The sequence below is a fragment of the Enterococcus sp. C63 genome, from assembly GCF_040887215.1.
GTDB classification, from domain to species: domain Bacteria; phylum Bacillota; class Bacilli; order Lactobacillales; family Enterococcaceae; genus Enterococcus_B; species Enterococcus_B hirae.
On record NZ_JBFOFI010000012.1, the window covers coordinates 1 to 26233 of the forward strand.

General features: G+C 36.2%; 39 protein-coding genes. 1 reads left to right on the forward strand and 38 read right to left on the reverse strand.

From position 1 onward, the window contains the following. The 38 genes from AB3H90_RS13925 to AB3H90_RS14110 form a co-directional block, all read right to left on the reverse strand. Nucleotides 1-586, reverse strand: a 586-nt coding sequence (locus tag AB3H90_RS13925; protein WP_368016900.1) for a BppU family phage baseplate upper protein, incomplete at its 3' end; no start/stop codon positions are given. Nucleotides 587-598: 12 nt separating this feature from the next. Further along, entirely contained in the window at nt 599-3307 is a 2709-nt protein-coding gene (locus tag AB3H90_RS13930; protein WP_081127384.1) for a phage tail tip lysozyme, read from the reverse strand. Beyond that, nucleotides 3304-4023 carry a phage tail domain-containing protein gene (locus AB3H90_RS13935; RefSeq protein ID WP_081127382.1) on the reverse strand — a complete coding sequence of 240 codons (720 nt, stop codon included), beginning with the start codon at nt 4021-4023 and terminating at the stop codon, nt 3304-3306. The genes AB3H90_RS13930 and AB3H90_RS13935 overlap by 4 nt, the downstream gene beginning before the upstream one ends. Beyond that, complete coding sequence (locus AB3H90_RS13940; protein ID WP_368016901.1) at nt 4020-6323, reverse strand: phage tail tape measure protein; 2304 nt, start codon at nt 6321-6323, stop codon at nt 4020-4022. The genes AB3H90_RS13935 and AB3H90_RS13940 overlap by 4 nt, the downstream gene beginning before the upstream one ends. 191 nt (nt 6324-6514) lie before the next feature. Then, on the reverse strand, nt 6515-6979 hold the full coding sequence (locus AB3H90_RS13945) for a hypothetical protein (RefSeq protein WP_081127378.1): 465 nt from the start codon (nt 6977-6979) through the stop codon (nt 6515-6517). Continuing rightward, entirely contained in the window at nt 6979-7605 is a 627-nt protein-coding gene (locus AB3H90_RS13950; RefSeq protein ID WP_081127376.1) for a major tail protein, read from the reverse strand. The genes AB3H90_RS13945 and AB3H90_RS13950 overlap by 1 nt, the downstream gene beginning before the upstream one ends. A 5-nt stretch (nt 7606-7610) precedes the next feature. Next, nucleotides 7611-7976, reverse strand: a complete 366-nt coding sequence (locus AB3H90_RS13955) for an HK97-gp10 family putative phage morphogenesis protein (RefSeq protein ID WP_081127375.1) — start codon at nt 7974-7976, stop codon at nt 7611-7613. Next, nucleotides 7966-8304 (reverse strand): hypothetical protein, encoded by a 339-nt coding sequence (locus AB3H90_RS13960; RefSeq protein WP_081204311.1) that lies wholly within the window; start codon nt 8302-8304, stop codon nt 7966-7968. Before AB3H90_RS13960 ends, AB3H90_RS13955 begins: the two co-directional genes overlap by 11 nt. Further along, entirely contained in the window at nt 8294-8620 is a 327-nt protein-coding gene (locus tag AB3H90_RS13965; protein ID WP_081127372.1) for a phage head closure protein, read from the reverse strand. The genes AB3H90_RS13960 and AB3H90_RS13965 overlap by 11 nt, the downstream gene beginning before the upstream one ends. Next, entirely contained in the window at nt 8601-8879 is a 279-nt protein-coding gene (locus AB3H90_RS13970; RefSeq protein ID WP_081127370.1) for a head-tail connector protein, read from the reverse strand. Before AB3H90_RS13970 ends, AB3H90_RS13965 begins: the two co-directional genes overlap by 20 nt. 1 nt (nt 8880) lies before the next feature. Then, on the reverse strand, nt 8881-10257 hold the full coding sequence (locus tag AB3H90_RS13975) for a phage major capsid protein (RefSeq protein ID WP_081127369.1): 1377 nt from the start codon (nt 10255-10257) through the stop codon (nt 8881-8883). Between the two features lie 12 nt (nt 10258-10269). After that, nucleotides 10270-10839, reverse strand: a complete 570-nt coding sequence (locus AB3H90_RS13980; protein ID WP_010752177.1) for an HK97 family phage prohead protease — start codon at nt 10837-10839, stop codon at nt 10270-10272. Beyond that, nucleotides 10811-12040 (reverse strand): phage portal protein, encoded by a 1230-nt coding sequence (locus tag AB3H90_RS13985; RefSeq protein ID WP_368016902.1) that lies wholly within the window; start codon nt 12038-12040, stop codon nt 10811-10813. The genes AB3H90_RS13980 and AB3H90_RS13985 overlap by 29 nt, the downstream gene beginning before the upstream one ends. Before the next feature lie 21 nt (nt 12041-12061). Then, complete coding sequence (locus AB3H90_RS13990) at nt 12062-13789, reverse strand: terminase large subunit (protein WP_081127366.1); 1728 nt, start codon at nt 13787-13789, stop codon at nt 12062-12064. Continuing rightward, nucleotides 13786-14238, reverse strand: a complete 453-nt coding sequence (locus AB3H90_RS13995; protein ID WP_010718806.1) for a P27 family phage terminase small subunit — start codon at nt 14236-14238, stop codon at nt 13786-13788. Before AB3H90_RS13995 ends, AB3H90_RS13990 begins: the two co-directional genes overlap by 4 nt. A gap of 110 nt (nt 14239-14348) precedes the next feature. Next, the gene (locus AB3H90_RS14000; protein WP_081127364.1) at nt 14349-14729 is read right to left on the reverse strand and encodes an HNH endonuclease; all 381 of its coding nucleotides are present in this window, start codon (nt 14727-14729) and stop codon (nt 14349-14351) included. Then, nucleotides 14726-15127 (reverse strand): Rho termination factor N-terminal domain-containing protein, encoded by a 402-nt coding sequence (locus AB3H90_RS14005; protein ID WP_081127363.1) that lies wholly within the window; start codon nt 15125-15127, stop codon nt 14726-14728. The genes AB3H90_RS14000 and AB3H90_RS14005 overlap by 4 nt, the downstream gene beginning before the upstream one ends. Continuing rightward, a complete protein-coding gene (locus tag AB3H90_RS14010; protein ID WP_081127355.1) occupies nt 15108-15407 on the reverse strand; it encodes a hypothetical protein in 300 nt (99 codons plus the stop codon). The genes AB3H90_RS14005 and AB3H90_RS14010 overlap by 20 nt, the downstream gene beginning before the upstream one ends. Nucleotides 15408-16350: 943 nt before the next feature. Continuing rightward, nucleotides 16351-16818 carry an ArpU family phage packaging/lysis transcriptional regulator gene (locus AB3H90_RS14015; RefSeq protein WP_010720123.1) on the reverse strand — a complete coding sequence of 156 codons (468 nt, stop codon included), beginning with the start codon at nt 16816-16818 and terminating at the stop codon, nt 16351-16353. A gap of 306 nt (nt 16819-17124) precedes the next feature. Next, a complete protein-coding gene (locus AB3H90_RS14020) occupies nt 17125-17271 on the reverse strand; it encodes a hypothetical protein (RefSeq protein WP_241546345.1) in 147 nt (48 codons plus the stop codon). After that, entirely contained in the window at nt 17268-17687 is a 420-nt protein-coding gene (locus tag AB3H90_RS14025) for a YopX family protein (protein ID WP_081127352.1), read from the reverse strand. Before AB3H90_RS14025 ends, AB3H90_RS14020 begins: the two co-directional genes overlap by 4 nt. Continuing rightward, on the reverse strand, nt 17684-18001 hold the full coding sequence (locus AB3H90_RS14030; protein ID WP_081127350.1) for a DUF1140 family protein: 318 nt from the start codon (nt 17999-18001) through the stop codon (nt 17684-17686). The genes AB3H90_RS14025 and AB3H90_RS14030 overlap by 4 nt, the downstream gene beginning before the upstream one ends. Continuing rightward, nucleotides 18001-18198: a hypothetical protein gene (locus tag AB3H90_RS14035; protein ID WP_081127349.1), complete on the reverse strand. Its 198-nt coding sequence runs from the start codon at nt 18196-18198 to the stop codon at nt 18001-18003. Before AB3H90_RS14035 ends, AB3H90_RS14030 begins: the two co-directional genes overlap by 1 nt. A gap of 7 nt (nt 18199-18205) precedes the next feature. Next, on the reverse strand, nt 18206-18394 hold the full coding sequence (locus AB3H90_RS14040; RefSeq protein WP_081127347.1) for a hypothetical protein: 189 nt from the start codon (nt 18392-18394) through the stop codon (nt 18206-18208). Next, a complete protein-coding gene (locus tag AB3H90_RS14045) occupies nt 18394-18966 on the reverse strand; it encodes a hypothetical protein (protein WP_368016903.1) in 573 nt (190 codons plus the stop codon). The genes AB3H90_RS14040 and AB3H90_RS14045 overlap by 1 nt, the downstream gene beginning before the upstream one ends. Before the next feature lies 1 nt (nt 18967). Further along, nucleotides 18968-19420: a DUF1064 domain-containing protein gene (locus AB3H90_RS14050; RefSeq protein WP_081127344.1), complete on the reverse strand. Its 453-nt coding sequence runs from the start codon at nt 19418-19420 to the stop codon at nt 18968-18970. Between the two features lie 173 nt (nt 19421-19593). After that, nucleotides 19594-19791, reverse strand: a complete 198-nt coding sequence (locus AB3H90_RS14055; protein ID WP_226062948.1) for a hypothetical protein — start codon at nt 19789-19791, stop codon at nt 19594-19596. Beyond that, nucleotides 19788-20636, reverse strand: a complete 849-nt coding sequence (locus AB3H90_RS14060; protein ID WP_081127342.1) for an ATP-binding protein — start codon at nt 20634-20636, stop codon at nt 19788-19790. Before AB3H90_RS14060 ends, AB3H90_RS14055 begins: the two co-directional genes overlap by 4 nt. After that, nucleotides 20636-21418 (reverse strand): hypothetical protein, encoded by a 783-nt coding sequence (locus AB3H90_RS14065; RefSeq protein ID WP_081127341.1) that lies wholly within the window; start codon nt 21416-21418, stop codon nt 20636-20638. Before AB3H90_RS14065 ends, AB3H90_RS14060 begins: the two co-directional genes overlap by 1 nt. 17 nt (nt 21419-21435) lie before the next feature. After that, a complete protein-coding gene (locus AB3H90_RS14070) occupies nt 21436-22251 on the reverse strand; it encodes a PD-(D/E)XK nuclease-like domain-containing protein (protein WP_179133699.1) in 816 nt (271 codons plus the stop codon). Then, nucleotides 22214-23245, reverse strand: a complete 1032-nt coding sequence (locus tag AB3H90_RS14075) for a recombinase RecT (RefSeq protein ID WP_368016904.1) — start codon at nt 23243-23245, stop codon at nt 22214-22216. Before AB3H90_RS14075 ends, AB3H90_RS14070 begins: the two co-directional genes overlap by 38 nt. A 1-nt stretch (nt 23246) precedes the next feature. Then, entirely contained in the window at nt 23247-23441 is a 195-nt protein-coding gene (locus tag AB3H90_RS14080; protein WP_081127336.1) for a hypothetical protein, read from the reverse strand. 9 nt (nt 23442-23450) lie between these two features. Further along, the gene (locus tag AB3H90_RS14085; protein WP_081204301.1) at nt 23451-23675 is read right to left on the reverse strand and encodes a hypothetical protein; all 225 of its coding nucleotides are present in this window, start codon (nt 23673-23675) and stop codon (nt 23451-23453) included. Further along, nucleotides 23672-24007, reverse strand: a complete 336-nt coding sequence (locus AB3H90_RS14090) for a hypothetical protein (RefSeq protein WP_081127333.1) — start codon at nt 24005-24007, stop codon at nt 23672-23674. Before AB3H90_RS14090 ends, AB3H90_RS14085 begins: the two co-directional genes overlap by 4 nt. A gap of 40 nt (nt 24008-24047) precedes the next feature. Then, the gene (locus tag AB3H90_RS14095; RefSeq protein WP_179134373.1) at nt 24048-24224 is read right to left on the reverse strand and encodes a hypothetical protein; all 177 of its coding nucleotides are present in this window, start codon (nt 24222-24224) and stop codon (nt 24048-24050) included. A gap of 49 nt (nt 24225-24273) precedes the next feature. Then, nucleotides 24274-24534 carry a hypothetical protein gene (locus AB3H90_RS14100; RefSeq protein WP_002323902.1) on the reverse strand — a complete coding sequence of 87 codons (261 nt, stop codon included), beginning with the start codon at nt 24532-24534 and terminating at the stop codon, nt 24274-24276. A 23-nt stretch (nt 24535-24557) separates the two neighbouring features. Then, nucleotides 24558-25307: an antA/AntB antirepressor family protein gene (locus AB3H90_RS14105; RefSeq protein ID WP_368016905.1), complete on the reverse strand. Its 750-nt coding sequence runs from the start codon at nt 25305-25307 to the stop codon at nt 24558-24560. 12 nt (nt 25308-25319) lie between these two features. Further along, nucleotides 25320-25514: a hypothetical protein gene (locus tag AB3H90_RS14110; protein WP_031315891.1), complete on the reverse strand. Its 195-nt coding sequence runs from the start codon at nt 25512-25514 to the stop codon at nt 25320-25322. 296 nt (nt 25515-25810) lie between these two features. Between AB3H90_RS14110 and AB3H90_RS14115 the strand changes: the two genes are divergently transcribed. Further along, on the forward strand, nt 25811-26230 hold the full coding sequence (locus AB3H90_RS14115) for a helix-turn-helix domain-containing protein (protein ID WP_081127330.1): 420 nt from the start codon (nt 25811-25813) through the stop codon (nt 26228-26230). Nucleotides 26231-26233 lie beyond the last annotated feature (3 nt).

Consider the following 26233-nt stretch of genomic DNA (forward strand, 5'->3'; position numbering starts at 1 on the left):
CTAAGCGATCAGCTAAACTCTCATAATTTCCTTTCGCTTCATTCAGAATGTTAATGATCGTACCACCTGGATCGATACTTTCCAGTATTTCACGATTATCTTCTAACCACTGCTCCCAGTCATTTTTGCCCTGAACCATGTAATCTTTGAATTTTCTTAGCAAATCCTCAAAGGTCCACACATAGCCAGAATCACGTAACTGGCTTCTAGATATTCCAGAAATGACTCGATAGGTAAAATCCTGTGTGCTAAATTGTTCACTCCAAGTTCCATCACCATTAAGTGATCGGAAACTGAAATGTGCGGTGTTTTCACCGCCCCATTGCCAGTCAGGCTCACTTAACGTATAAACAAGCCTTGCTTGTCCTGGACTGTATTCTTGTACTTTTTGTTCAACAGGTTGGTTTTCGCCAAATTTTGTTGTGTTAATAAAAAATGGCACTAGGCCATCGAATGTTTTTAATATCCCATGTTCCACCACTTCAACAACCAATTTTTGGGTTGAAACATCTCCTTGTCGAACTTGAATCATCCCCACATAATTATATGTTTCTGTTGTACTTAAAACGACATTCCATTTACTCATAGAATCACCACCTTAAAATTGGATATAATTTCTTGGATTCTCAAAATCAACAACTGGCTGTGGCCAATAATTTTTCATAATTTGAAAATGTAGATGTTCTCCTGTAGATGGACCAGTTGTTCCCATCAAGCCTATTTGAGCACCTTTCTGGACTTTTTGTCCAACAGAAACATCAATACGAGACAAATGAGCATAACCTGTCCACTTCCCATTATTATGTTTAATAACCACGTAATTACCATACCAGTCATAATAATTAGCACCAGCCTGAACAACTTCCCCATCTAATGCTGCAAAAACAGGTGTATTAGGATTTCCATTTACAAGATCAATTCCATTATGAAATTCTTGGCCGCCATTTATTGGACTAGTTCTCCATCCACATTCTGAAGTAACTGTCACTGGTTTTTGAATTGGACAAATGAAATTCCCTCCAGGTTCTGGACTAGTTAATCCATGTAATTTGTTATACCAAGATTGGGCATAATTTTGGCGTTCTGGATGTGCAGAAGCTGGACGTTCAAAGTTCATTTCAAAAGCATACGCTGCACTTTGGGCATCATTGATCGATTTAAATCCTGATACTGTGGTTGGATTTACTTTTCCGAGCCATTGACCGTTGAACATACACCAATCTAATAATTTTACTTGGGCTTCAATACTTCGATAATCTTCTTGAATCCCTGCGGTGTTCATCAAACGCTGAACATACTCTCGTCCGTGCCAAGTTGGTGATCCGACTAACGGATAAGCAGAACCATCCCATTGAACAATCCCATAAGCTGGACCACCAAGTTGTTCTGTATCAGGGTTCATACTTGCTCCAACTTCCCCTTGAATATTTCCTAGAATACCTGCAGCTGCATATTCAGAATAGCCACGAGCTTTCAGCATTGTCCAAATTTTCCATGCTCTTTTTTCAGCTTCCGTCGTCAATTGAGGAGGGATAGTTCCAGGATCACTTCCTCCACTGTTGTTCCCTGTGATTTCTTTTCCGTTGACTGTGAGTTTGCCTTGTACATCTAAGTCTCCAAAATAAATTGCTTTACCATTTCCTAATAAAACTAATCCTTTACCGACTTTAGGAGAAATCAAAATATATTTGCCGTCTCCATTTGTACGAATAACTAAAGAATTATCTTCAATAGGTGTGGGAGTAGAAGCTCCAGGAAAAGGATTACCAGCAGAATCAGTTGTACCAATCGTTCCAATTGATTCTTTAGAATTCCAGAATTCCATACCTTTTTTAGTTAGTTCCATAATTTTTTTGTTCTCATTCCAGATTTGCAGTGTACCTTTAACAAGTTTCAGAACATCACCGTAAGCATTAAAGGAAGTTTCAAATACTTCTGCGTTGATTGTACCGACTTTAATAAAATCAGCAACAATCTCTCCTTTAGAAGTTATTGCAATACCGAATGGGCCATTTACGCCATTATCTGAATAACCTAAACCATTCAAATTCCATCGCCAAACACGCTTTGCGCTAGCCACATTATCAGTATCCATAATAAGTATCTCGGATGGTGCTTTCTCTGGACGAAAAACGACATGTCCACCAGAATTCCCAGTGATCCATGCCGTTGCATTTAGTACATTCTGTACTAATGTTTCTGTCCTATTATCAATTTTCTTTTTGAGTTCTTGAGTTTGCGAATTAACTGTCGATGTGTAAAGAGATAGATCATTGCCTAAAACGAGGTCTTTATACTTTCCTAACGTTGGAAAATAGGTATATTCAACGACCCTTTCTTTTATTTCGATATCTAGCTCTTTCGCTCTCACGTGAGCGACATCACCAAAGCTTAGATTTGAAAGCTTTCGATACATTTCACCGTATTCGAGCGTATGCTCAAGCGAAACCATGCTTACCTGATGAGTGGCTTTTGGTTCGTGGATTCTGTCGTTATCAAATAGTGTTTTCCCCCACTTAATAAGCTCATCAATAGTTTTACAATCGGCATTTTCTCTTTTACCGATTCTGCGGTTTTCATCTGTTACGCCTGCCACCTCTAAATAGCCATACGAAATTGGTTCTTTGTCCTGGTCATAGTCATTATCAGGAACACCACCAACTAGAAACAGACTATTTACGATAGATTCCTCGTCTATTTCCTCTTCGATTGATTCTAAATTGACACCAAAATCAATGCGAAATCCGTTATCTGCACCGATCTGCTTCACTAGATTTAAATTGTAATTATTCATGTCCAATTCTGCACTAGCAACACCAGTCAAATTTTGATTTCCGTTGTTCGAACCAATAATCGCTTCAACTGGTGGGACTTGCTTCGCAGTGAATTGATGAGTGGTTCCGACATTTGACAGGTAATTGAATTTTTGTTTGAACGCCAAATTATTTTTTAAGCTATTCATAATTTGCGTACCATTCCCATTGCTAGTAAATGATTCCACGATGAAATTTTTGTTGGCCATAAATCCAATATGACGAGCCGTAACAGATACCGAAGTCAAATTCTTTTTGATATTGTAAATTTCGAAATATTGCCATGAACCATCAGGAACTTTTGCTTTTAAAAAATTTCCTTTTTTCAAATAGGATCGATATTGACCATTCCTAGCGTAATTTCCATAAAAACGATACTGACCGTTTAACACTCGATTAATTTCTGGCAAGTCTTCCCAATCAACCAGAGAAAATCCATTCACAGATAAATCATCTGGCATTTTGTCATAAGCATAAATAAATTCTTTTGTCACAGATACACACTCCTATTCCAAAATCGAATTTGATTGAACTTACCAGATAATTCGATGGTGTTTTTTCCTGGTGCCAAAATCGGCCAATCGCCTTTTGTAAACAGCGATAAACCTTCCTGAACAACTTTACCCAGTTCAGTATCAACCGCCACAGTTCCAGTTACAGTGTTTAAAACAGTTAACATTCGATCGCCAATTTTTATTGAAATGTCCCCACCTTTTGAATCAATTTCAAGATATGGTTGGGCTTTTTCGTCTCCATGATCATAAATTTCAACTTTAGACACATTGAAGTTTTTAGGTGTTTCGCCAACTTTTCTTTTGAAAGGCTGGCAGCGAAAAGTAACATCAAAGGTATAAAAATAGCCCCATTCATTTTCGAACAGAATTTCTTTACTCATGCTACAGATAGCATCTAAATATTTATCTGGATCATTATGCGTAATTAGTCTACTACTTCCAGAAAGCCACTTTTTGACCTCTCGAAGTTTAGAATGGGGAACAGTGATATTCTCTATTTTTAAATCAAAAGATTCATAATCACCAAAAGTTTCATTCAATTCACCATTTCTACCTTGAACAGTATATGTTTCATATCTTTTAGCTGGCATGACCTCAGGAAGTTCACTCTCGATAATACAATTCATATCGAGAGTAGCATTTAAGTTTTTCCAGATAAAATTTGGCTCATCTGGTTTCATGAATCGTTGACTCATTCCGGAATACCTCCCAAATCATAAATAGCTTGTCGATTAGCTCTTGCAAATTTACGGTTCATTCGATCTAATTCCGATGGATTATTTGCATCAACTTTGCCAATATGGATATGTTGCTCGATATTACCACCAGAAACTTTTCCACCGATACCTCTACGTTTTTCTTCATCAGATAATGGAGTCACAGTAGTTTTTCCATTTTTAGCAGTTAGTAACTCTGGTCCAGCTTCACCAACAATCGCTTGTCCATTGATTAAATGACCACCTTGAGCTAAATATGGGAGCTTGGATATAGAAAATGATTTGCCACCAATACCAGGAACCCATTTTGGTATTTTGATATTATTCAGTCCACCAATAAAACCATTAATCAAACCAATCATGGCATTAATAGGAGCTTTTCCCACAGCAACAATACCATCGAAAATGCCTCCAAAAATATCCACAACACCTTGCCATGCTTTTGACCAATCACCTGTAAATATACTAGTAATAAAGTCAATAAATCCTGTCAATATCCTCTTTCCCGCATTATAAAAATTCATGAAATTAACCACTATTCCTTCGAAAACACCAGAAATATAGCCACCTATAAATTTAAAAACTTCTACGGCGACATCTGAAATGCCTTTGAAAAATGCATTAACTCCATCATGAAACCATTTCACTTTGTTATATGCCAATACAAATCCAGCAATCAATAAAGTTATTCCTGCGATTACTAAAACAAACGGATTCGTTGCAAGAAAACCAGATAAAGTCTGCCAAATCCCTATAAAAGATTTAACTCCACCAACAATTTTAGTTATTGAACCCATAAGTGTTCCTAAAATCACTAATAGTGGACCAATTGCTGCTACTACTAAAGCTATTGTTACTAACATATTTTTTTGCCCTTGATCAAGTGAATCAAGCCAAATTTTAAATCGTTGCAATGCATTTATTGCCAATTCAAAAAAAGGCAACAAAGCTATTTGTACACTTTCTCCCACAGATGCCATTGCTAATTTTGCGTTATTCATGGCCATATTTGCCTTATCAATAGGATCAAGTGTAGCTTCATAAGTAAAACCAACTACTCCGCCACTTTCTGAGGCGACTTTTGCTAAATCTTCTAGATTAAGAGTCCCCCTTTTAATTGCATCAGCCATTCGAGGACCGCCTTTGTTACCAAAAATTTCGGCGGCTGCATTAATTGCTTCAGTTTCTGAGCTTGCATTTTTAATTTTATCTTGCAATTCTCCAAGTCCTTGTGACAAAGTTTTTCCATCTTTAGCATAGGTAACTGTCGCTTTAGATAGACTACTCAAAGCTGCGCTAGAATCAACACCAGCTTGCTCGAATTGCCCCATCAACGTAACACCTTCTCCAAAACTCAATCCTAATTGTTTGATTTGAGGGGCGCCATCAATCGCCTTTTGCATTAAATCATCTACAGATTGTCCTGTATTTTGAGATGTCTTTGTTGTTACATCTAATACAGAATTTAAATCATCATAAGACATGTCATAAGCCTCAATTGCTTGGCGAGCAAAAATAGCCGATTGTGAAACATCTGTATCATTGATTTCAGCGTACTGTAGTAGATAATTAGTTGAATCTTCCAGTTTTTTGTCCATGAATCCAAATTGCGTATTTACTTCACCAATGGCTTCTCCTACCGTTTGTAAAGGCAAGTGAGTATTTGAACCAACATTTTCGAAGGATTGCGATAGTCTATCAGCTTGATCACCTGTTGCTCCGGTTTTAGTAATAATAGTATCAAGAGCTTCATCTACTTCACTAAAAGCTGCTAGTCCTGCAGCACCTGCAGCAACAATTGGTGCAGTTACGCCAATAGACATTTTTTCACCGACACCTTTAACTTTTTCGCCAGCTTCTTCAATTTTTTGAAGTTTTTTTGCGGTATCAACAGAAACATTTCCCTGTTCTTTTAATGCATCATTAGTTTGCTCTAATGCAGAACGCAGTTTATTTTCTCCTGTTTCAGATTCCAAAAGTCTTTTATAGAGTTTTTGAGATTGGTCTGAATATTCACCAGTTTCTTTAACTGATTTTTCATACTCTTCCCTTAACATCTGGGTTCGCTTTTCTGCTAAAGAAAGTTGTTTTTCTAATTTTTTCTTAGTAGCTGTTAATTTCTCTGTTTGAGTTGCATTCTTATCCATGGCAGACACTTGGTTTTTGTACTCGGTAGCTGCTAAGTTCATTTCTTTATTGATTTCTTTAATTGTTTTTGAATAGCTAACTTCGCCATTCGTTTTAAAATTTAAAACAACATCTGATTCTTTCCCTGACATTTTAGCGCTCCTTTCCTACCACCACGGACTCTTATCCATAGTTATAGATTGAGGTGGCTCAAACTCAGTATTTTGCTGTAACCACTGTAGGTATGATTTCAGCCACAAGTTAGGCGTAGATTTCAAAAAGAAACTCTCACTCCAATTTAATAGAGTGAGAGCAACATAAATATAAAAACTCCAAGGAGTTCCTATTTCTTCCGATTCTTTTTGTTTTTCTTTCTTTTTGCTTGCGCTTTTTGAAAGTCTTGTGGCTTCTTGGATTTTTTTAGGTCTTCTACCTGAAATGTCTGACTAGCAAAAATTTCCATACAGGTACTATAAGCAGACAACACCTCTCCACTCATTCCTAAGAATTTAAAAATAGTTTCTGGATTTTCATCTAAACCACCAGTGCGCAACATTGCATAAATCAAGGCACGCATGATTTTTAAGTCACTAGGCGATAAGTTAGCAGAAGAAATTTTTCCTTCTTTTTTGTATAGCATGGTATTCATATCAGACTCAAATTGCGAATAATCTCCACCATATACATCTGCTATAAATTCCATTGTTTGCATAGTAAATGAGATAGGGAATTCTACACCTTGAATAGTGACAGTAGCAGAATTTTTTAAGTCTTCAACGTGAATTCCATAATCAGATAACCGAGCCATTAACCTGCACCTCCAACTTTAGCCAATGTTTTCCACTGTTCTTCATCATATACAGGTTGAGCAATGAATTTATTAAATAATTCGAGAGAAGCTCCGTCTCTATTTGAATCAAAGCTTGAATACATTACGTTGTTATACTTCAATCCAGATGAAATGAAGTTCGCAGTTACATCATCAATTTTCGTCTCATCATCAGCAGTAGCATATTCTTCATCAATAACATTGGACAACTGTGTTTTGGGATACCAAACAGCTTTCTTTCCACCGTTTTCAATATTTCCAATAAAACCAAATGCGAAGTAAGGAAATTCACGAGCAGTATTTTTGCCAAAGGTTACACCACTTTCAGCAATCAAACCTTTCAATTCGTCCATAACAGCAATTGGAATTCCTACATGATCCAGAGCTAACTCATGTTTTGTTTCTCGACTTACGCGCCGAAACATTTTGCTAGATGCCCATTTTTCAAGAGCTGTTCCATTTCCCTTTATTCCCAATTTTGTAGCAATTGGTAAACGAACAATCTCGCTATAAGTTGGTGCTTCTCCAACAGTATCAGGAGTAGTCATCATACCAATCAATATATCGTCTAATCCTTCAAAATAGAAAGTATCTTGCTTTCCCACTTAAATCACCCTTCCCACATTTTAATAATTTTCTTTGTCATAATCTCTTCAATCTGTTGCTTATTTTGCTCATATGTTCCACTTGCAAAATGTTGAGCGCGTTGCTTTGTTGTCCCATTTTCGGCAAAACGCCAGTAAAAGGCTGTATCTTCAAATTTGACTTTTACTCGATCATCTTCTACTACAACTTTTACATGATCTTTCATATGTTTTTTCTTTAATAACGACTTAGGTATCTTAGGCAATAGTTGCTTCATGTAAAAATTAGCAGCTTCTTCTAAAGATTCTATTGATATTTTTTTCGGATCTACCTTTGAAAGATTTCCTAAATAATCCGCCATATCAGCAAATCCGTTCGCATTATTGGCCATTTTCCATACACCTCACATATGTGTAATAATTGGTCACGGTATCGTCGTTCTCATCACCTTGTATACCTACAAAATCAGCATAAGGGATACAAGCTTTTTCAAATGCTAATTCCAAAATTGACAAATCTTTTTCTGTTCCTGTTGTATAGAGTGAAACTTGATAATACGGCAATCGTCGATGAACTTTTGAAGATGCCATTTTTTTACTTTTGCTCACATTTGAATAAACGATATATGGAAAGTTCGTCTCTTTAGCTGCTTTGTCTCTAAACACCGGTAACTTAGTTGATTTCAATGCTTTTATTAATTCATTGAAGTTATTCGACATAAGCTAAACTCAACTCCATTTCTCTTGTATCGGGATTTGTATAAATCCGAGTAATGTTATACGTCACAGAATCAATTTTGAGGGCATTTAGCTTCTCTGTGATAGATTTATCCCATCGAACTTTAATTCGCCTGACAACGTCTGTCTTGGCTTGCTGTGATAAATATTTTTCTTGAGAAGTCACACCGAGTTCCTCATAAAATATTGGACGCTTAAATTCGTAAACTGTAGTTGGACGATCATTTTCGTCAGTCCCTGATTTGATATCTAGCAACTCTGCTCTCCATCTGAAATTGTTAGTTTGTCTCTTCGGCATTTTGAATTGCTCCTTGCACAATAAATGGAGTAATAGCATTCATTGCTTTATCTAGTTCATCTTCTGAAGCTCTATATTCATAGGCAATGCCGGCAACCATCAAAATAAGATATTCTTGTTGGCCACCAGTTGCTGTTTTAACATAGTCTTTTGCCATATCTAAATAAAAAGAGAGCAAAGAATCATCCATGCCCTCTTCAAAATGAATATGTGATTTGAATTTTTCCTCTAAAGACAATTCTTTAGTTTGCTCTTCCATCTTAATCACCAACTGGTTTTGTAATTTCATAACGATATACTGCAGGTTCAAATGGGGAATAAACCAATTGTCCATCTAATAAATTGTAAATTTGGAATCCAATTTGATTTTTACCAGAGAATTTTTCAACAAGTTTTTGAATCTCTAAGGCACCAATAACTTCTTGAATTTTGAATGCAGAAAAATCGCCAAAATATAAAACTGGCGTATCTGGTTCACCTTTTTTATCCGCTGCATCTGTCCAATCTACAGGATAGCCAACTAATTGGTAACCAATTCCACCTTCTGCTTGTGTGAATGGTCGCAATAAAGGAAATCCATCGTCTGTTTTCATTTTTTCAATAGCAGTCAAAGCAGCTCGATTAATAATAAAGCGACCTTTTTTCATTACTTCTGTCACTGGTGTATTTTTAAATTCAATTAATGCATCATATAATTTTTGTCCAGCACCTTGAGCAGTCAAATCTAACGGTTTTTCAAATGACACAGCTTTTTTAGCCAATGCACCTGGATTTTCATTTCCAGCATCATCTCCATTAAACATATAATTGATTTCTTTTCGTACATAAGCTTTTTTCAATTCTTCGACAACAATATCTTCAACTGGAACACCAGACATTTTTAGTAATTTCTTAGTTACTGTTGCCAATGCATCAAACTCAGCCGGATCAAGTAAAATTTCATCAAACTGAATAGCTGTCTCAGTAATATCAGTTGAACGTTCTTTCTTATTGACATTCGCGTCTGCTTTTTTCACAAGAATTGGATATTTTACATCACCTGATGTTCGCACCACTGTTCCGTATTTACGAAGTAAATTTTCTTCTTGAGCATAAGTAATAACTTCAGATGCAATTACTTCTGGGACAGTAACTGAACCGTTGCCAGCTTCAATCCCTAAAGCTCGAGCTTCTGCTTCAGAAATATTTCCAATTACAAAATTAGCAAATGCTTTTCGTAATTGTTGATCTTTTTGTGTCTTGGTCATTTTACTTCTTGCCTCTAATCCTGATTTAATGGAATCTAGCAATCCATCACGTTGTTCTTGCGAAATCATGCCTGAACGATTTTCAGGATTATCTTCTCCCTCTCCACCTTCATCAGCACCATCTCCACTAGATTCATCGCCAGAACGATTGTCAGTATCATCAGTGCCATTTCCTACACCACCATCTTTTCCATCTCCTGCATCGCCAGGATCACCATCATCTACCAACGCATCTTTGATTCCATTTAATTCTTCAATGACTGCATCAATTTCTTGTTGCACACCTTCGATGTCTGCTTCACGCAATTCACCAGATTCGATTTTTCCACGTAACTCTTCCAGTCTTTGCTCTTGACGTGCTTTCAGTTTTTTTAATAATTCTTTATCCATAATCTTTTCCTCCTAAGCTCCTAGTGCTTGATTGATTTTTTTGATTAAATTTTTTCTTTTTTCGACTACTTTTTCTAAGTCTTCCTTGCTTCTTAAAGCTGCTTCGGTATCTTCATATGCTGGCAACGGCACGATAGAAACTTCATACAATTCCACCTCGTGAATCGTTCGAAGCATTGGTGTAGAGTTGTAGTCCCATGTTTCTTCAGTTGGTATGAATCCAAAACTGCATTGATTGATATCGCCACGTTCCATCGATTTGATCAAATCCCTAGCAACTGTTGTATCCGGAAGATCAACTTCAAATTTCAACCCACGTTCATCTTCTGATAAACGTAGCGTGCCACTTTTTGTACGTCCTAAAACATTGGACCAATCATGATTGAAAAGGCAGCGAACATCTGAACTACTAATAGCCCTTGAAAAGGCACCGGGAGCTATCACTTCATCCAAGTCTTCCCATAATCTTGTTGGGCTATTAAATACTGCTGCATAACCACTAATCGTTCTTGTTTGTGTTTCTTCATCAGAACGTGTTGAAAGATTGGTGATGTCAATCGTTCGAATTTCCTTTTTCTTCATTTCCATCACCTCCCTTCAAGTTTTGATCATTCGTTGGTAAGGAATCATCTGTAGCATGTTTCTTGCCGATTTCTGTCAGATCATTTGAAATATAAACAGCTTCAGTTTTTGGCGTTCCTTGTTTAGGGAACCCAAGCATTTCTGCCACATTATCTGGACTTGTAATTCCAGTACGAACAATGTTGTATCCTATATTTGTTTTTGTTGAATAAGGAACAAAATCCAAAATGTTGATTTTCCATTCCACTCGATAACCAGAATTAGGCATAAAAAATAGAGCGGTGTAATGCTCGCTCTTGTTCTTCAATATTGGTTTGATTGCTTTATTATGCAGATACATCATCGCTTTCTCGATGTCTGTCTTCATTAGTGATTGATAGGTATCAACATTTATACCCAAGAATTTCCCTAAATCCTTTTTGTACACGCCTAGATAGTTCAAGATTGCATCATCATCTACTGGACTTTTCAGTGTATCAATTGAGTACCCTTTACCAAGAGGTATCATTTTGACCGAGTGATTACTGTCATCTTGTGTTCTTTCTAACTGATCAAGTATTGCCTTAATAATTTTCGTTTGGGCGCTGTTATTCGGGTTGATATGCGCATCCAGTTTAAGCATAAAAGCGAGTAAACCGCCTTTGGTATATTTATCCGTCAAAACCTTTTCTGCGCTTAGAACGCCTTCTAGCGTGCTTCTTGCTAAATCGATTATCCCTGCACCTTTTAGAGAATCTGTACCGATATTCTTAATGTGACGAATCATCTGACTTGGTATTTTTTGACCATTCATTTCAAACTCTTCTTGTAGACGTTCATTTATTTTAGTTGTCACACCGTATGCTAAATGAAGTTGATCTCGGTCAGTCAATGGGAAGGTTTCTCCGTTGATCAGTAGCGTGTTCGTCTCAAGCTTTGAAAACTCAAAACCCGTTAGATAATCATTTGGACTTTGCAATGTTTTAAGCAAAAAATGATTCTTTACTTCGTTACCATCAGGACCAATCACAACTGGTATTGCAAGTGCTACTTGGTTTGAAATATCTTGAACCAATTCATACACATCAGATGATTCCATAATTGAATTGTCTGTGACATATCTTTGAGTGTAGCGAGTGGTTTGACCGAATATATCTTCAATGTAGCCTCGTTTTTCCATGAATGAATATACTGCGTTTGATATTCTATCTCGAATTCTCATCTTTTCTCACCGCCTTTCTAATTACCTGTAAATACTATCGAGATATTCATCCAATTCGTTCGAATCAATATCTGTCATCTTATTCATCGTTTCTTTATGACCACACAAAAACGCCACGAAACCGTCAATCTTTTTCTTCGACTGGCGTTTACTTGGCGCTTTTTGTCCATTGATGTTAGTAATTGCTACAACGTTCAAAGTGCAATATAGGAATAAGGGATTATCAAATTGTATCCGTTTCTCATAAAATAATCTTTCAACATCATCAAATGGCGAATTCAATACTCTAGGAAATTGAGGTACTTCAACACATTCTAGCCCTAAGTTTTCCAATTTTTCTACAAGTTTGTCACTCATTGCCGGATCGTAGTTCACTTGCTGTATATCGTATAAATCCATGCAGTCCTCTATGTACTGCAAAATCTGATCTTGATCAATCATTTTTCCATCGCAAAATTCAACGAAACCTTGTTCAGCCAAATCACTATAAGGAACATTATCTTCTTTTTCTCGAAACTCTAAATTTTCATTCGGAATAAAATAGAGTTGCTTTACTTTAAGAATCGCTTTACCATCTTCATCCCATGTTGGAAAGTTTAAAGATACACAGGTCAAATCTCGTGTACGTGATAAATCTAAACCGATATAGCATGGTTCATTACTTAAATCACCAAGTTCTTGCGTGGTAACTAAACATGGCTCTACTTGATCCTGTTCAAAGAAATTATCTGCGCCATTCACAAATACATCCAAGTGTTTCGTTAGAAATTCAGCTTTGGAATGAGCTGACCGTTGCGCTGTTTTAAATGCTGATTCTAAAGCAGATAAATTGACTGATATTCCCCAGTTAGGATTGCACATTTCCCAGACTTTTCTATCCGTCCAATCATAATTTTTATTTGGCTCATAGATTAGAACAAAGTTTGAATCATTATCATCACGTTTCAACACTTCTTTTGCTTCGCGATATACACGCATTCCAACAGACGACGAACCTTTCCCAGCAGTTGAGATATTAAACATCAATGGCTGTGGTAAAGATATTTGAGCAGACTTAAAATTGTCATACTGTTCCATTTTCTCTTGCTTATGCAATTCATCATTCAACACAAAATATGGATTTGAACCCTCGATATTATCAATATTCTTGGTTTGAACAATAAATTTATTTGAGTAAGCCATATCTTCATGAATATAGTCATAAGTAATACTAGAAACAGTTCCCTTTGGTCCTTTAAATATTTTTGTTCCTTCAAGTAGAATTGGATTGTTTAAAATGGTAGCCGCAAAAGGCTTAGCAGCATATTGAGCTTGAGCAAAATCAGAGGCACACGCATAACAATCGACTGATAAAGCACCTTCACCGTACATTGCATAACCTAATGAACCTACGGCAATCAATGTTTTACCATTCTTTTTTGGGATTTGAACATAAGCCTCACGAGTAACGCGAACAGTTTGACCTTTTTCATTTTCTTTAACCCAACCATAAATCCAAGAATAAATAAATTTTTCCCAGGATTCTAATAGAAATGGTTTTCCTACCATTTCTCCTTTTGTGTGAACAATAAATGTTTCTACCCAATCCATCATTTCATTCGCCCGATCTACATCAAACCAAATGTCTTTTCTTTTTTTCCACCTATACCAACGATCTATTGCTAAACGAACGGTTTTAGGATACTTCTTAGGTTGCTTTCTTACTTCTTTTGCAAATAAATCAGCATAATTTACACCAGGTTCAATCATTTTTCAGCACCTGCCTTCTTACGCCATTTATTTCTGTGCGCTGCTAGTTCATCTACTGGTTTTACTTCCGGACGTGTAATTTCTTCATCTTTTCTTGCAGTCGATCCTCCAGTAATTTGTCTACCATTTTTTGCTTTGTTCGTTAATCCTAATAAATCCAGAGCTTTCATTTTCTTATCAGCCCAAGTTTCTACTTGTTGCGCTAACGGATGTTTTGATTGATTAGTAGCACCTGATTTATTCGTGAATTTTTGAGTTTCTGGAAAACCTTTTTCTTTCCACAATAAATATTTATGTTGGTATATTTCAAAAATATCCAGATATGATTCAATCAACGGATCAAGAGTGATAGTGTACAAATCAGACTTACGCATTATTTCTAAAATACGAGCTTTTTCAGCACTTACTTTTTCATCAATAATCGCTTTACGTTGCGCTTTAGTCGTCATTTTTGTATACACCCCCCTTTGTTTTTGAAAAATTTGACCTAACGATGCGCGTGACTCCCCGCTACCCTATCCCCCCACGAAAAATTTTTTTGAAAATAGATAGGGGGGCTTTAATTGAAATACGAAGGAAAAACTTTTTTATCTTCCGTTTCATTTTCAACAATTGGATGACATTTTGAACATAAGAGCATGAGATTATTTGGATCAAGCTTAAGCAGTTCATTGTCTTTGATTGGTACAATGTGATGGACGTGTGCTCTCTTTCCAAAGATGAACTTACCGCATCGCTGACAGTGGCCATCTTCTCTTTCATAAATAAATTGACGCATATCTTTCCATGCCTGTGTTCGATAGAATGGTTTGTTCTCATGATGATAAATCGTCTTTGCTTGTTGCTTCTTCTTGCGTGATTTACTTGATCGTTTGTGTTCAGCACAATAGATCCCCTTTGCTATCTTGTTCGTGCATCCATCAAACTGACAGTATTTCATTCTGATTCACGGATAAACTTTAGGATGTCTCCTTTTGCACGGATAGCACCAGGAATATCAACGCCATGTTTCTTAGCATATGCACGTAATTCTTTTACAGTCATGTTTTCCAGTTCATTCGTTTCTTCAACAGTCTGATCGTTAGTAACTTCGCCTTCACCAAAGCCAGCAGTAGTGTTTCCATCACTGTCTAGTTCTTCACCTGACAAATGAATTTCTTCATCCCCCTTGAACAAGACACCATCGCCAACGATCGCCTTGGCAACTACAGTCTTATCAGATTGTTCACTTGTATCAAAGTTAGGTTCTTGACCGTTTGGAACCACAACAGTCTTTTTCTTTTCTGAATCCCAATACTCAGTTCCAGTAATTGATGATCTAATTTTTTTCATTACCATTTTGATTCTCTCCTTTGTAATTTGTACTGATTACTTTTGCACCCATTCGTTCATACCACCCAACAGTTTCCTGCAGATTAGGTAGAGTGTGGGATAGTAATGTTATTACTAAAAACTCAAAACCTGTGCCTTTATTTACTACTTCAACATATGCATAATTACCATTCCAATTATCTCTCAACCCATTAGGACTATTCTCAGCTTCAATTGCTTTTTTATAAACTTGACCCATACCCGATGTAACATCAAAAGTAAGTACAGCCTCATGAAAATCATTCATAGATAAAACTCCTTTCAAAATAAAAAGACCACTCAACGAGTGATCTAATATGTAAAAACTACACCTCAGAGGAGCTCATGAGGTATAGCTCTAGCATGCTATATAATTGAGATTGCCTATTCATCTTGTAGTAGCCATAGAATAGTATATGGGTCTGATTGCCTCCACTACTACTCAATCTCAATGCGGTTTTACTTTCGGGATCTTGTACCGCAAACCCAAAGTCGCTGGAGTGGGATTGCACCACTCATGCACTAGTCCGCTCTAGTTTTGTACAAGGTCCCAGTAGTTCGCCGTACGCAACCTACCTTCACCTTCGCGTCTCTCTATTTCCGCCACAGCGACATAAGTGTATTGCGAAATTATTTTTAGTCGTTATATAATTAATTAAGGAGGTTTTTCATATGCCTAATTATGTTATTGATACAACATCTACAAAAAATAATACTCACATACTACATGAAATAGACTGTCCATATGCCCCTGACAAAAATCATTCGATTGAAATTGGATACTATATAGAATGTTCATCAGCGCTCCGATATATTCGTATCAAAAAACCAAATTTAAATGTTTCTGGATGCAAATACTGTTGTCGTTCTTGTTGCAGTAAAAAATAATTGTATTGCTAGCTATCTTTTGAGGATAGCTAATTTTTTTATATCAAAACAGACAGCAACCAGTTGATATAGATAAACAATGGAAAGTAAAGGAGGTTTTCACTTCCTTTTTCATATTTTTGCGATTGATTAGTTGCTGTCTATCAAAGCATAATTTAAAACGATGAGAGAGATTTCTTCCCTTCGTTTATTTTGTCGATCCTTTTTCGCAATCTTTCGACACTATCATAATAAATCACTTGCTAGGTAGTTGATTGGTACAAAAAAGGTATAAAAAGGAAAGTATTTGGTTAGTAAATGGGTATAAAAAGTGTAAAAACTGGCTACTTAAAAGCAACCAGTTCTAAGGAAGAAGCAAATTGAATGATGATTTTGTTTGATTCTGCTTTAACAGATTCCTCGCTCGTATTATTTCTTTGGGCAGTTACATAAATTGACATACCGTTGATATAGCGATCGTAGAATATCTTTTTCCGTCTTTCTGTTATATCAGGTTTATGTGGATGCTGAATTGCTGAATAGCCACGAATAAATAATTTGTGCAAGTACTCAAATTCCTCTTGTGCTTCCTCTTTCTCAATCATCATTCGTTCTGCTTCAAATGTATTATTTGCTGTAGAAGGCGGAACCAAGGAGTAAGATGCTGTTACCTTAGGTTCACGAGGTTGACCTACCCTACATCTAGCTGACAGATATGCGGAAAGGAATACAGCGACATTGTGTTTCGTGCGTTCCATATCCACATCTTTTGCCTCTGGTGTCTCATACTTCTTTACATCGAAAAGTACCATCCATTGATTCCTCCAATTATGATATAATAATTGTGTCAGAATTATTAACCAAAGTCGGAGGAATCCGGCTTTTTTATTTTCTATTTTTCCATACAATTGTTTTTCCACAACAACATTTCGTTCGATTTTGACTATTTAATAAAAATTGGCCAGAATTTATTGTTCTTCTTTCCTATTATTTCTTGTTCCCCTCTTGGATGATTACTAGCATATAAACAAAAAATACAATAAAGATAATAGAATAAATCATTCTTTTTCCTCCAAGTCTAATCCAATATATTCATCTTCAGTAAACCAATCATCACATTATGGATTAATCGCCCACACAGGTGATGTCTTATTTTTCATTACCGTAATACCAGCATTTAAACCGTTATTGAAACAATCCGCTCTCATGTCTTCACTTTTCATTTTAAGACTTTCTAACTCATTGATGGCTTCCAGTTTATTCATCGCTGTTCCTCCAATAACTCGCTATTCTCGTATATATTTCCGATGACTTCATACGTGTATTCTTCAAACAGCTCTGTGTTAAAAATTTGATACTCTAAGTCTTCATCAACAGTGGCACAAACTAATCCGGAATAATCTATTGAATTTTTGACAATACAAACTTTATTATCTAAGTAATCGAATCCATTTCGCACGCTGACTGATACTACATCCCCTTCAAATATCTCCACACCATTCTTATCTTTCAGTCCTGTGGATTGCATGAGTTCAGCTTCGTCAAAGTTTCTAATATAATCAGAGTTGAACCAAGTTACAGATTTTTGATCAATCACTAGCTTTTTTTCTTTGAAAGATATTGATTCTATCTCTTGTATAGTTTCTGTTTTTTTATCCCACACTCTATACTTCGGTATCATTTGCTGACCTCCATGTATTCGTCTAATATCTCTTTATATTTCTCTACAAATTTGAAACGATCTTGATGAAGTTTCTTGCTCCAACCTGTTTGCTTATCCAGTTCGCACATCTGATCGAACCCTTTTTGAATCTCTTTGTAATAAAATTCGATGTTTGCTGCTGCTTTCCAATGTCTTGATGTCCGAACTCCCGATCCTGTTTCAGCCATTTCCAATTTAACTATTTCAGCTCGTTCTTTTGCTTTTTTATCATTCTGGATCTTCATCATGATTTTCTTGAGGATGATGTCACTGTATTGATTAATAAGATCCATTATTCGTGGTCTTTCTTTCGAATTAATAACATTGGTTCTGGCATAATCTGATCATCTTTCAAAAATTCATTTGGATAATGCTTTCGTAACTTTTTATTATCGGTAAATGTTTTCAGCAACCACTGACTCGTTTCACTTTTGTTCTTGCCAACAAAATAAATTTTTCCAGTTTGTATTCCTGCAAGTTGAATCATCATCTTCACCTCAAATCAAATTTTTTTCTGCTAAATGGAGCAAAAGTAATCCGACATCAAGAATCTTTTGATCCATTATTTCAGCTACTTTACTCGGCTTAACTCCTTGAGAAAAGAGCAAGCGAGCCTGCTCAATTTCCTCATGAGTCCAAATAAATTTAGCTTCTTCCAAAATAATTACTGGATCAGTTCCACGCATTATTTCTCTGGAAAAATGATGTCTTCTTTATGTTTTGACCATGTATCCGCAAACGGTGCAAAATATTTTCGAGCTGTTTCGATTTGATCGATTAGAGCTGTTTCAGATAGTTCGTGATCTGCAGCAATGTCATTTAAGCTATCGCCGTCTTCTAAACGAATAAGAGCGTCACGAACGTTGACAGTGACATTTTCAGGTAATTCTAACGTCGTTGCTTTTTTGATAAATTCGTCAATTGTTTCTTTTGATACTAGAACTGTGACGTTTTCGACTTCTTCAACGTTATCGCCAATTTCAAGCGAAGTCTGTTCTTCTTTCAACATTTCAATTGTTCCATCAGAATTCACAACGTATTCAACGTTTGGTTTCTTTGTCTGTTTGTTGATTGGCAATGTGTATTCGATCGTTTCCGGTTGAATTGTCACAGATACTGTTTTGCCTAACAACGCGTCTAAATCGTCTTTTTTACCGACTAACGAGCCGTTACTCACAACTAGTAATACTTTTGTATTTCCATTTCCTTTTGATGTGGCTTTCTTTAATTCTGGTCTGAAATTTACTTGATTTGTCATTTTATTTTTCCTCCAATTTTTTCTTACGTCTGTCTGATTGTCTTTTTCGTTGCTGTCTTGCTGATTCAAAACAATCCATTTCGATAAATTTATTAATCTTTGAATCAAATTTGGCAAAGATTACTGGGAAACCATAACGATGCGCGAACATCTTCATTTTCAGCATTGAGATCGCATCTTGATAACCTTTCACATCAATCACTTTTTTCACTTTGCCATTTTCGTAAATAACGAAATCTGCTCTGTAATGAATTGGTGCGATTTTACGATCGTTACATAGATAGCCTTCTTGCAGCAAAACATTTTCTTGCATCGCACAATAAGTTTCTGACAAAGGCATGAAGCTCATGCCATTTCGTTTTAGTTTCATGTAATAGCGAGCTTCTGCTTTCGAGTCGAACATGATGCCATCAACTTCTATCTTTTTGTTTCCGTATTTGCTTCGTGTCGCCATCTCGCAACTCCTTTTTCCGTTTTTCCATGTATTCTTTTGCTTTCTGCCCCTTCTCATTGCAAACTGGGCAAGGTTCACATGTTGACCATCCAAGCGAAGTTTTGTACCAAATGACCATTTCATCGTTACATCTTAAGCAAGTCATTTTGCACCTCGCATCCAAGCTTGATTGCCTAGCTCTTTTTTGATTGGTTTAGCAATTTGAGAAGCGCTCTTCCGTTCGGGTTCAGTGTTTTAAAAACTTCACCACCGCACGTATTTGCAACTAATTCAGCTGCTTCATAGCTCTCATAATGATGTGCTTGTTCAGATGAAATAACGCCTTTTCCGTTTTTGTCTAAATAACACATTTTCTTAATTACAAAGGTCAAACTGGATTCCTCCTTTTATCTGTTGTTGATTTGAATACGGCAATGTTCCCTTTTGTTCCATTCATGACACGAGAGAACACTCGATCGCCGTACGCGTGTTTTAATTGCTTTGATGATAAATTAGTCGTGAATATCGTAGCTTTGTTTAAACGGGCTTCTGTGAGCGATGTAAGAACATCGACATCGTATGGTGTTGCTTGATTATTTTCTTCCATTCGACCTAGCTCCGCACCTAAATCATCAATCACCACAAAATCTGTCTTTTTTATTTCAGCCATCAACGATCCTGTCACAGCTTTTCTTGCTTCTGGATCATTCATCGCGAACTTCAATTGCTCTAATAATTCTCGATAGCTTATAAATGAACAGGCAATTTTATAATTAGATGCCATCATCACTTCTTTGATCACTGCAGCAGCTAGATGAGTTTTTCCGGCTCCTGTTCTACCAGTAATAACCGCGTGAATCGTGCTACCACTTACGATTTTTTTAGCCCATTCTTGAGCCATTCCTTTTATTTGTGCTGTTTCCTGATCAACTACTTTGTATCCATCAAAATCGAAGGTCCATATGGCATCGTCCGTAATCATTGAACTGTTAATCATTCGATTGATGGCATCCCTTTTCATTGCTTCATTCGCTTTTTTGATAGCTTCTTTTTGATTTTTCGTTACCATTTCTCGATATCCGCAACTCTTATTGATACATGTAGGACCGCATCGATCCGTACCATCTTTGTTTTTTGATTTCCACATGTACAATGGATCCCCGCATTTTGGGCAAGGATGATCAACAATCCTCAAACCGCCATAGGGTGCAGCCATTGCACTTAGTTTTTTATCCATTACCAATCCTCACCTGTTTCTGGTAACTCATCATTAGAAATATTTTGTTGCTTTCTTTTATTTTTTTGGATAGCCATCTTATCGAAATGCTTTCTTAAGCTAGTTGGTGATAAAATCACGCCAGACCAGAAATCATTACTAGTGGCCCACACAATCATGTCTTGAACTTCTCTACCAGTTCGTTTGTCAGATTCAATTGTTAAACGAATCATATTCGCCCATTTATCCAAATCAGGTTCTTTGATGTTTTGATTTTTTCGAATTAGTTTTAATAAAAGAATGGCCAATTTTTTATTTGGATCGTCATCTGCGTACACGCGTTTTTTGCGTGTTGCGACATAATTATTATTCTTATCATTCTTTTCATTCTTATCATTCTTGTTTGTTGTCACTGGCTTGTCACTCGATTGTCCGTCGCTTGTCACTGGCTTGTCACTAGATTGATAGTCAGACCAATTTATTATTGTTATAACGCTATATCTAGCGTTCGATTGGATTGTCAATAATTCTTCGTTTTCAAATTTCTTAAGCCATCTCCATAGCGTTCGCCATGCAATTGCTTTGTCACTCGGTACTCCTTCGTTGTACTCTTTTGCCATTGCATGGGCTCCCGTGACGAATTGTCCGCTTGTCAAACGTACTTCTTGACCGTTAAATAAAAATTTTCTATCTTCATGACTAGCCTTCATTAAACACAATATCCATAGCTTGAACATATCGGAATTGGTCCAAACGAATGAACTAGTCACTTTACGGTATAACTTGATGTATCCTAGATTCATTCGCAAAGCACCTCCGTTTAAAGATCGTCCATGCTAGTGAATCCAGTAATTGGAATATTACCTCTACAGTACTCGCATAAACCGCAATGGTTCGGCTTATCTTCACCATTCTTCACTCTGACAATTCTTTCAATTTTTTCTTTTAACATAACCAGCTCATAATCCATATTGTCCTGGTCAATTGTGATCAGTCTTGCTTCACTTGGTGTTTGTTTAGAAACTGCTGCAATGATCGGTGTAAACGTCTTTCCGTATTGCTGTAAAAGTAACTCCTGATATATAGCCATTTGAAGTACATATCCAAAATTGACTAGGAATGTTTCTCTTGATCCATAATCTTCATTCCATTTACGTTCATGCATGTCTTTCGTTGTTTTGATATCAACAAAGTATTCTTCTTCTAAATTCAAGCAGTCAATTTTGCCTTTCCACTGAGTTCCAAATAATTCACCAGTTACAATCGTTTCTTTCTCACCTTGATAAATGTTCATGAAAGCTTCTTCTTGTTTTAATCGATCAATCATCTGTTCAGCAATCTGGAAATCTTTCAATAATCCATACGGCTTGCGACTAGAAAACATTTTGGATTTATTTTCTTCTTTGAACGCTTCGTGTATCTCTTTCGATTCAAAATACGAATGTACATAATTCCCGACTAAAAGAGCTTTAGGATTAGATATCGGTTGCCAATCCCCTTTGAGTTTGGCCAAGGCGGCCGCTTCACATTTTAAAAAGGACTTATATTGTGACGTTGACATGTACTGCCAGTCAGCTTCATTTGAGTAATAATTCTCATCAGAAAGGGTACTCATCGTCTTCAAATTCTGAGACATCATCTGCACCTTCCTCACATCCGAAATCTGGAATATCTAATAATTCTTCTTGAATCGGTTCGTTCAATGTTTCTTTTTCAATCGGATGAGCTTGTTCAACTTCTAGATGTCCTGGCATATCCGCAATACGAGTATTTTCTTCTTGAATATCGTTAGGAATCACAATCTCTTCTGCTTCTTTTTGAATTGGTTCGACAGTTTTATTTGAAAAAAGTTTTTCTTCAAGTGTGGCCACTTTTTCAATTTGAGGTGTAACGTCTTTGCGATTGTAATCATAGTCATTTTCGGTCGTTCGGTTGAATGCATCTGAAAAAAGTTCAGCATCATCACTAGTATTGATAAATGGTTTAGCAGCACGATTAATCACTGTACGCTTGGCCATTTCTTCTGGGAAATCATTTTGAACACTTTTTGTCTTAGCTTTTGACCATGATTTTTCGATTTGTTTTTTTGTCATAATCGTATAAACTTTGTTTCCGTCAGACTTAGTGATTGTTGCAAATGCTCCAATAATTTCTTTATCCATGTTTTCAAAACTAGGAACAAACTTTGTGACTACTGTCTCGTTATCAATCGAACCAATCTCAAAGACATCATCTTTTCGGATTACTTCTGCTTTGACATCATTAATCCCATCAAGTCGTTTTAATGCTGCTTGAGTACCAAAGTACGATCTCGACATTTGAAGTTTTGGACCATAAGCAATGAAATAGCATTGATTTTTTCCAGGGTTCAATCCTTGCTGAATCATGTCTAATAACGCATTAGCTATACTAGCTTTACCAACTGGCGTATTACCATATTTTTCCATGTATAACCCACCACCTTCTCGTTGGCTTAGAGCTACCTCATTGATTTTGAAAAATGCTTGTTTTAATGCGTTCGCTGCATTGTAATTGTTCGGTAACTTAACACCTTGACTTTCCAATTCAGTTATTTTTCCTAAAACAACATCAGTAATATCTTTTTGTAAAGTAGCCATTTCATTTGACATATTAAACTCCTCCTAGTTCAATCTTTGGAAAATATTGTTGTACATATTCCAAAATATCCTCTTCTTGTACATATCCATCTTCGGTTAAGTAGCAAGAGTCACCTTCATAAATAGGATTGTCTTGCCAGTCAATTCCGATAGGACTACTTTCTTTTGGTGGTTCTTGCATAGCTCCTAAAGAATCAAAGTCTTTCATCATGGCCTCCTAAAATTCCCAAAATAATTTGATGGTGCCATCATCTTGCTTGATGTTTGAAATGCCTTCACTTTCCAGTGCCACTAGAAATGATGGTGTAAGTCCTTTTGAACGAACAGTGCAACTCGTTTGTCCATAGCTTGCTGTGGTTAGAATTTTTTCTTGGATGTCTTGTTGCGCTTTATTCATCATTACTTCGAATATTTCATCGCCTAATCCCTTTACTGAAATCATTTTTGTGTACCTCCCATTCCATTAGCTAAGAATTTAAGGAAGTCAGTAAAATCTTTGATTGTCTCTTCTGTAACTTCTCCGCTGTATTCACGTTCAATACCAAACCCTTTGAAAACTTCACGATGGCCAGGACAATCACAATCGCTATATTCCAATTTTTCTTTTGTTTTTTCATATTGTTCAAGAACCCCTAAGCTGACTAATATGTCGCTGCCTCCTTGTGCAATGATTGTTTCGCCTTCTGAATTGACAATACTTAACGACATTCCGGCTTCTTGCTCTTGTAGCTCATTCGCTAATTCTTTAATTAAGTTTTCAATTTTTACGTTCATGTGATAAAATCTCCTTGTGATTTTTATTTTTTTGACACGATTATGCTTGCCGGCGATCGTGTCTTTTTTTGGTTCTATACTCAGCTTCATCAAGACCTATGAAGATCCATACCATGTAAACAATCGTGCCGATTAATGCTTGTTTGCTTCCCCAAAGACCTAAAGCGTAGATAATTAGTGGTGCGCTGAATACTAATGCTCGATTAAACTTGCCCATGTCTTTCCCCCTCTTTGCTGTTATTATGTCCGAACACTTACCCGATATTTTATTGTGCTAGAACCCATGCTCTACATTTTTCTTTGTCGTAAAATTTTTGATCGCCTATACGCCCGAATGGAAGTCCTTTATCTTCCCACTTACGAATAGTTGCAGTTGATACTCCGAAGTATTTCGCTATCTCTATTTGCTTTAATACACGTTTATCAACTGAGGCATCTCTTCTTGCTTTTGCAATTTCATCAGTTATGATTTCATGAATGTAGCTACGTAGTGCTGCCTCATTTTCAGGCGTTAAGATTACTTCCATAATCCTGAACCTCCTATCAAATTTTATTTTTCTTTCCAAACTCCATACTTAATAGCGAAATCCTTGACTACAGATAAATAAATTTCTTTTAACCTTTTATCACTTTCGATTACATCTAACTTATTTGTCTTATCTCGCTTGGATTTTGAAACACCTTCGCCAGCCATACGGTTACGTAAATTGGTTAATCTAGTTTTGAGAGAGGAACCAGCTCTACGATCAACTTCTTCATATATCGCTGTTTGAATTTCTTGATAAGCACCGTATCCGCCTTGAGTTTCCGCCATTTTATTTACGAGTTTTCGACATTCTCTACGCCAGTCAGTTGTATTCAATGCCACAATTTCAGTAATATTGTCCATTTGTGTTGCTAAACGTTTTGTCTCTAACTCTTGCTTAGCTACTGCATTAAATATTCCTTGGAACATTTGGAGTTCTGGACTTAGTTTTGAAGTATCAAGCAACTGTTGTTTATATTCTTTTTCTACTTGAATAAAATACTGGCGAGCTTGTTTACCTTTTTCTGTTCGTTGGAGCATTGAGATATCTTTTGCCATATCTAACTTTAAAAAATGGTTTTTCTGAGGTCTTCCACCTTTTACTGATTTTTCAGTAAAACTTATAAAATCAACATTTTCAGAGAATCCATACTCTCTCATTCTCGGAAACCAATCATTATACCGCTCTTTTACTTCCAAAAATTCATGTAACTCTCTACCACTTACTAACTGCTCATTCTCTTCATTTGTTGTTACTTTGATTAGTTCTTTCATTCGTTTTCCTCCCTATCTGATTTTGAAATCCGCAATAATTTTGACAAGCAACTGTTTTGCTTTTGGAGTATCAACCAATTTTCCTTCTAGATAATTACCGATATCTTGTTTAGGGATCCCATACAAAACAGCCAAATCGATTTTTTGAATATTATTTTCTTTTAAATATTGAAGAACTTTTTCTCTGCCGATATTTGCATCTGGCATCTTTTTCACCTCGCTAATATATTTTAGTAAGATAAATAGTAAGTTTTTCTGTATAAAAACATTGACATACTTATACAAATATTCTACAATCAAAACATAGTTAAATAAGCCTATAGCAAAGCTTCTTACTGCACTCGGTCGCCAAACTTAATGCTAGGAAGTATGTTTTTAATTCGCTTTTTTTACTTACAATTTATCTTACAAGGATTATTATATACAAATTTGCTACATTGTCAATTGTTTTTGTAGATTTTTTGTATATCTAAACCTTGTATTTAGCAGAAAGGTTGATACAAGTGGATTTATACGAAAAAATAAAAATACTTGCCAATGAAAAAAAGATATCTATAAGACAGTTAGAAGAAGCTCTTGGATTTGGTAATGGAGTTATTAACCGCTGGAGAAAAAATACACCTGGTGTTGACAAAGTGCAATTAGTTGCAAACTATTTCAATGTATCTGTCGACTATCTATTAGGACGCACTGAGAAAAAAAGGTACTACGATTTAACGGAAAAAGACGAACGTGATATTCAAAAAGAATTACAATCCTTAATCGACGATTTATCTAATGCTGATGGAATGGCTTTTTCGAAGAAGGATGGTGAAATGAGCGAAGCTACACGTGAAGCTCTCATTATTTCTTTAGAGAATGCATTGCGGATATCTAAGATAGAAGCTAAGAAAAAATATACACCTAAAAAATATCGCGATTAAAAG

Bases quoted from the DNA above. Each gene is read 5' to 3' on its own strand.
- AB3H90_RS13935 (WP_081127382.1), bottom strand. From the start codon at position 4,023: ATGAGTCAACGATTCATGAAACCAGATGAGCCAAATTTTATCTGGAAA.
- AB3H90_RS13940 (WP_368016901.1), bottom strand. From the start codon at position 6,323: ATGTCAGGGAAAGAATCAGATGTTGTTTTAAATTTTAAAACGAATGGC.
- AB3H90_RS13945 (WP_081127378.1), bottom strand. From the start codon at position 6,979: ATGGCTCGGTTATCTGATTATGGAATTCACGTTGAAGACTTAAAAAAT.
- AB3H90_RS13955 (WP_081127375.1), bottom strand. From the start codon at position 7,976: ATGGCCAATAATGCGAACGGATTTGCTGATATGGCGGATTATTTAGGA.
- AB3H90_RS13960 (WP_081204311.1), bottom strand. From the start codon at position 8,304: ATGTCGAATAACTTCAATGAATTAATAAAAGCATTGAAATCAACTAAG.
- AB3H90_RS13965 (WP_081127372.1), bottom strand. From the start codon at position 8,620: ATGCCGAAGAGACAAACTAACAATTTCAGATGGAGAGCAGAGTTGCTA.
- AB3H90_RS13970 (WP_081127370.1), bottom strand. From the start codon at position 8,879: ATGGAAGAGCAAACTAAAGAATTGTCTTTAGAGGAAAAATTCAAATCA.
- AB3H90_RS13975 (WP_081127369.1), bottom strand. From the start codon at position 10,257: ATGGATAAAGAATTATTAAAAAAACTGAAAGCACGTCAAGAGCAAAGA.
- AB3H90_RS13980 (WP_010752177.1), bottom strand. From the start codon at position 10,839: ATGAAGAAAAAGGAAATTCGAACGATTGACATCACCAATCTTTCAACA.
- AB3H90_RS13985 (WP_368016902.1), bottom strand. From the start codon at position 12,040: ATGAGAATTCGAGATAGAATATCAAACGCAGTATATTCATTCATGGAA.
- AB3H90_RS13990 (WP_081127366.1), bottom strand. From the start codon at position 13,789: ATGATTGAACCTGGTGTAAATTATGCTGATTTATTTGCAAAAGAAGTA.
- AB3H90_RS13995 (WP_010718806.1), bottom strand. From the start codon at position 14,238: ATGACGACTAAAGCGCAACGTAAAGCGATTATTGATGAAAAAGTAAGT.
- AB3H90_RS14000 (WP_081127364.1), bottom strand. From the start codon at position 14,729: ATGAAATACTGTCAGTTTGATGGATGCACGAACAAGATAGCAAAGGGG.
- AB3H90_RS14005 (WP_081127363.1), bottom strand. From the start codon at position 15,127: ATGGTAATGAAAAAAATTAGATCATCAATTACTGGAACTGAGTATTGG.
- AB3H90_RS14010 (WP_081127355.1), bottom strand. From the start codon at position 15,407: ATGAATGATTTTCATGAGGCTGTACTTACTTTTGATGTTACATCGGGT.
- AB3H90_RS14015 (WP_010720123.1), bottom strand. From the start codon at position 16,818: ATGGTACTTTTCGATGTAAAGAAGTATGAGACACCAGAGGCAAAAGAT.
- AB3H90_RS14020 (WP_241546345.1), bottom strand. From the start codon at position 17,271: ATGAATAAACTGGAAGCCATCAATGAGTTAGAAAGTCTTAAAATGAAA.
- AB3H90_RS14025 (WP_081127352.1), bottom strand. From the start codon at position 17,687: ATGATACCGAAGTATAGAGTGTGGGATAAAAAAACAGAAACTATACAA.
- AB3H90_RS14030 (WP_081127350.1), bottom strand. From the start codon at position 18,001: ATGGATCTTATTAATCAATACAGTGACATCATCCTCAAGAAAATCATG.
- AB3H90_RS14035 (WP_081127349.1), bottom strand. From the start codon at position 18,198: ATGATGATTCAACTTGCAGGAATACAAACTGGAAAAATTTATTTTGTT.
- AB3H90_RS14040 (WP_081127347.1), bottom strand. From the start codon at position 18,394: ATGCGTGGAACTGATCCAGTAATTATTTTGGAAGAAGCTAAATTTATT.
- AB3H90_RS14045 (WP_368016903.1), bottom strand. From the start codon at position 18,966: ATGACAAATCAAGTAAATTTCAGACCAGAATTAAAGAAAGCCACATCA.
- AB3H90_RS14050 (WP_081127344.1), bottom strand. From the start codon at position 19,420: ATGGCGACACGAAGCAAATACGGAAACAAAAAGATAGAAGTTGATGGC.
- AB3H90_RS14060 (WP_081127342.1), bottom strand. From the start codon at position 20,636: ATGGATAAAAAACTAAGTGCAATGGCTGCACCCTATGGCGGTTTGAGG.
- AB3H90_RS14065 (WP_081127341.1), bottom strand. From the start codon at position 21,418: ATGAATCTAGGATACATCAAGTTATACCGTAAAGTGACTAGTTCATTC.
- AB3H90_RS14070 (WP_179133699.1), bottom strand. From the start codon at position 22,251: ATGTCTCAGAATTTGAAGACGATGAGTACCCTTTCTGATGAGAATTAT.
- AB3H90_RS14075 (WP_368016904.1), bottom strand. From the start codon at position 23,245: ATGTCAAATGAAATGGCTACTTTACAAAAAGATATTACTGATGTTGTT.
- AB3H90_RS14080 (WP_081127336.1), bottom strand. From the start codon at position 23,441: ATGAAAGACTTTGATTCTTTAGGAGCTATGCAAGAACCACCAAAAGAA.
- AB3H90_RS14085 (WP_081204301.1), bottom strand. From the start codon at position 23,675: ATGATTTCAGTAAAGGGATTAGGCGATGAAATATTCGAAGTAATGATG.
- AB3H90_RS14090 (WP_081127333.1), bottom strand. From the start codon at position 24,007: ATGAACGTAAAAATTGAAAACTTAATTAAAGAATTAGCGAATGAGCTA.
- AB3H90_RS14095 (WP_179134373.1), bottom strand. From the start codon at position 24,224: ATGGGCAAGTTTAATCGAGCATTAGTATTCAGCGCACCACTAATTATC.
- AB3H90_RS14100 (WP_002323902.1), bottom strand. From the start codon at position 24,534: ATGGAAGTAATCTTAACGCCTGAAAATGAGGCAGCACTACGTAGCTAC.
- AB3H90_RS14105 (WP_368016905.1), bottom strand. From the start codon at position 25,307: ATGAAAGAACTAATCAAAGTAACAACAAATGAAGAGAATGAGCAGTTA.
- AB3H90_RS14110 (WP_031315891.1), bottom strand. From the start codon at position 25,514: ATGCCAGATGCAAATATCGGCAGAGAAAAAGTTCTTCAATATTTAAAA.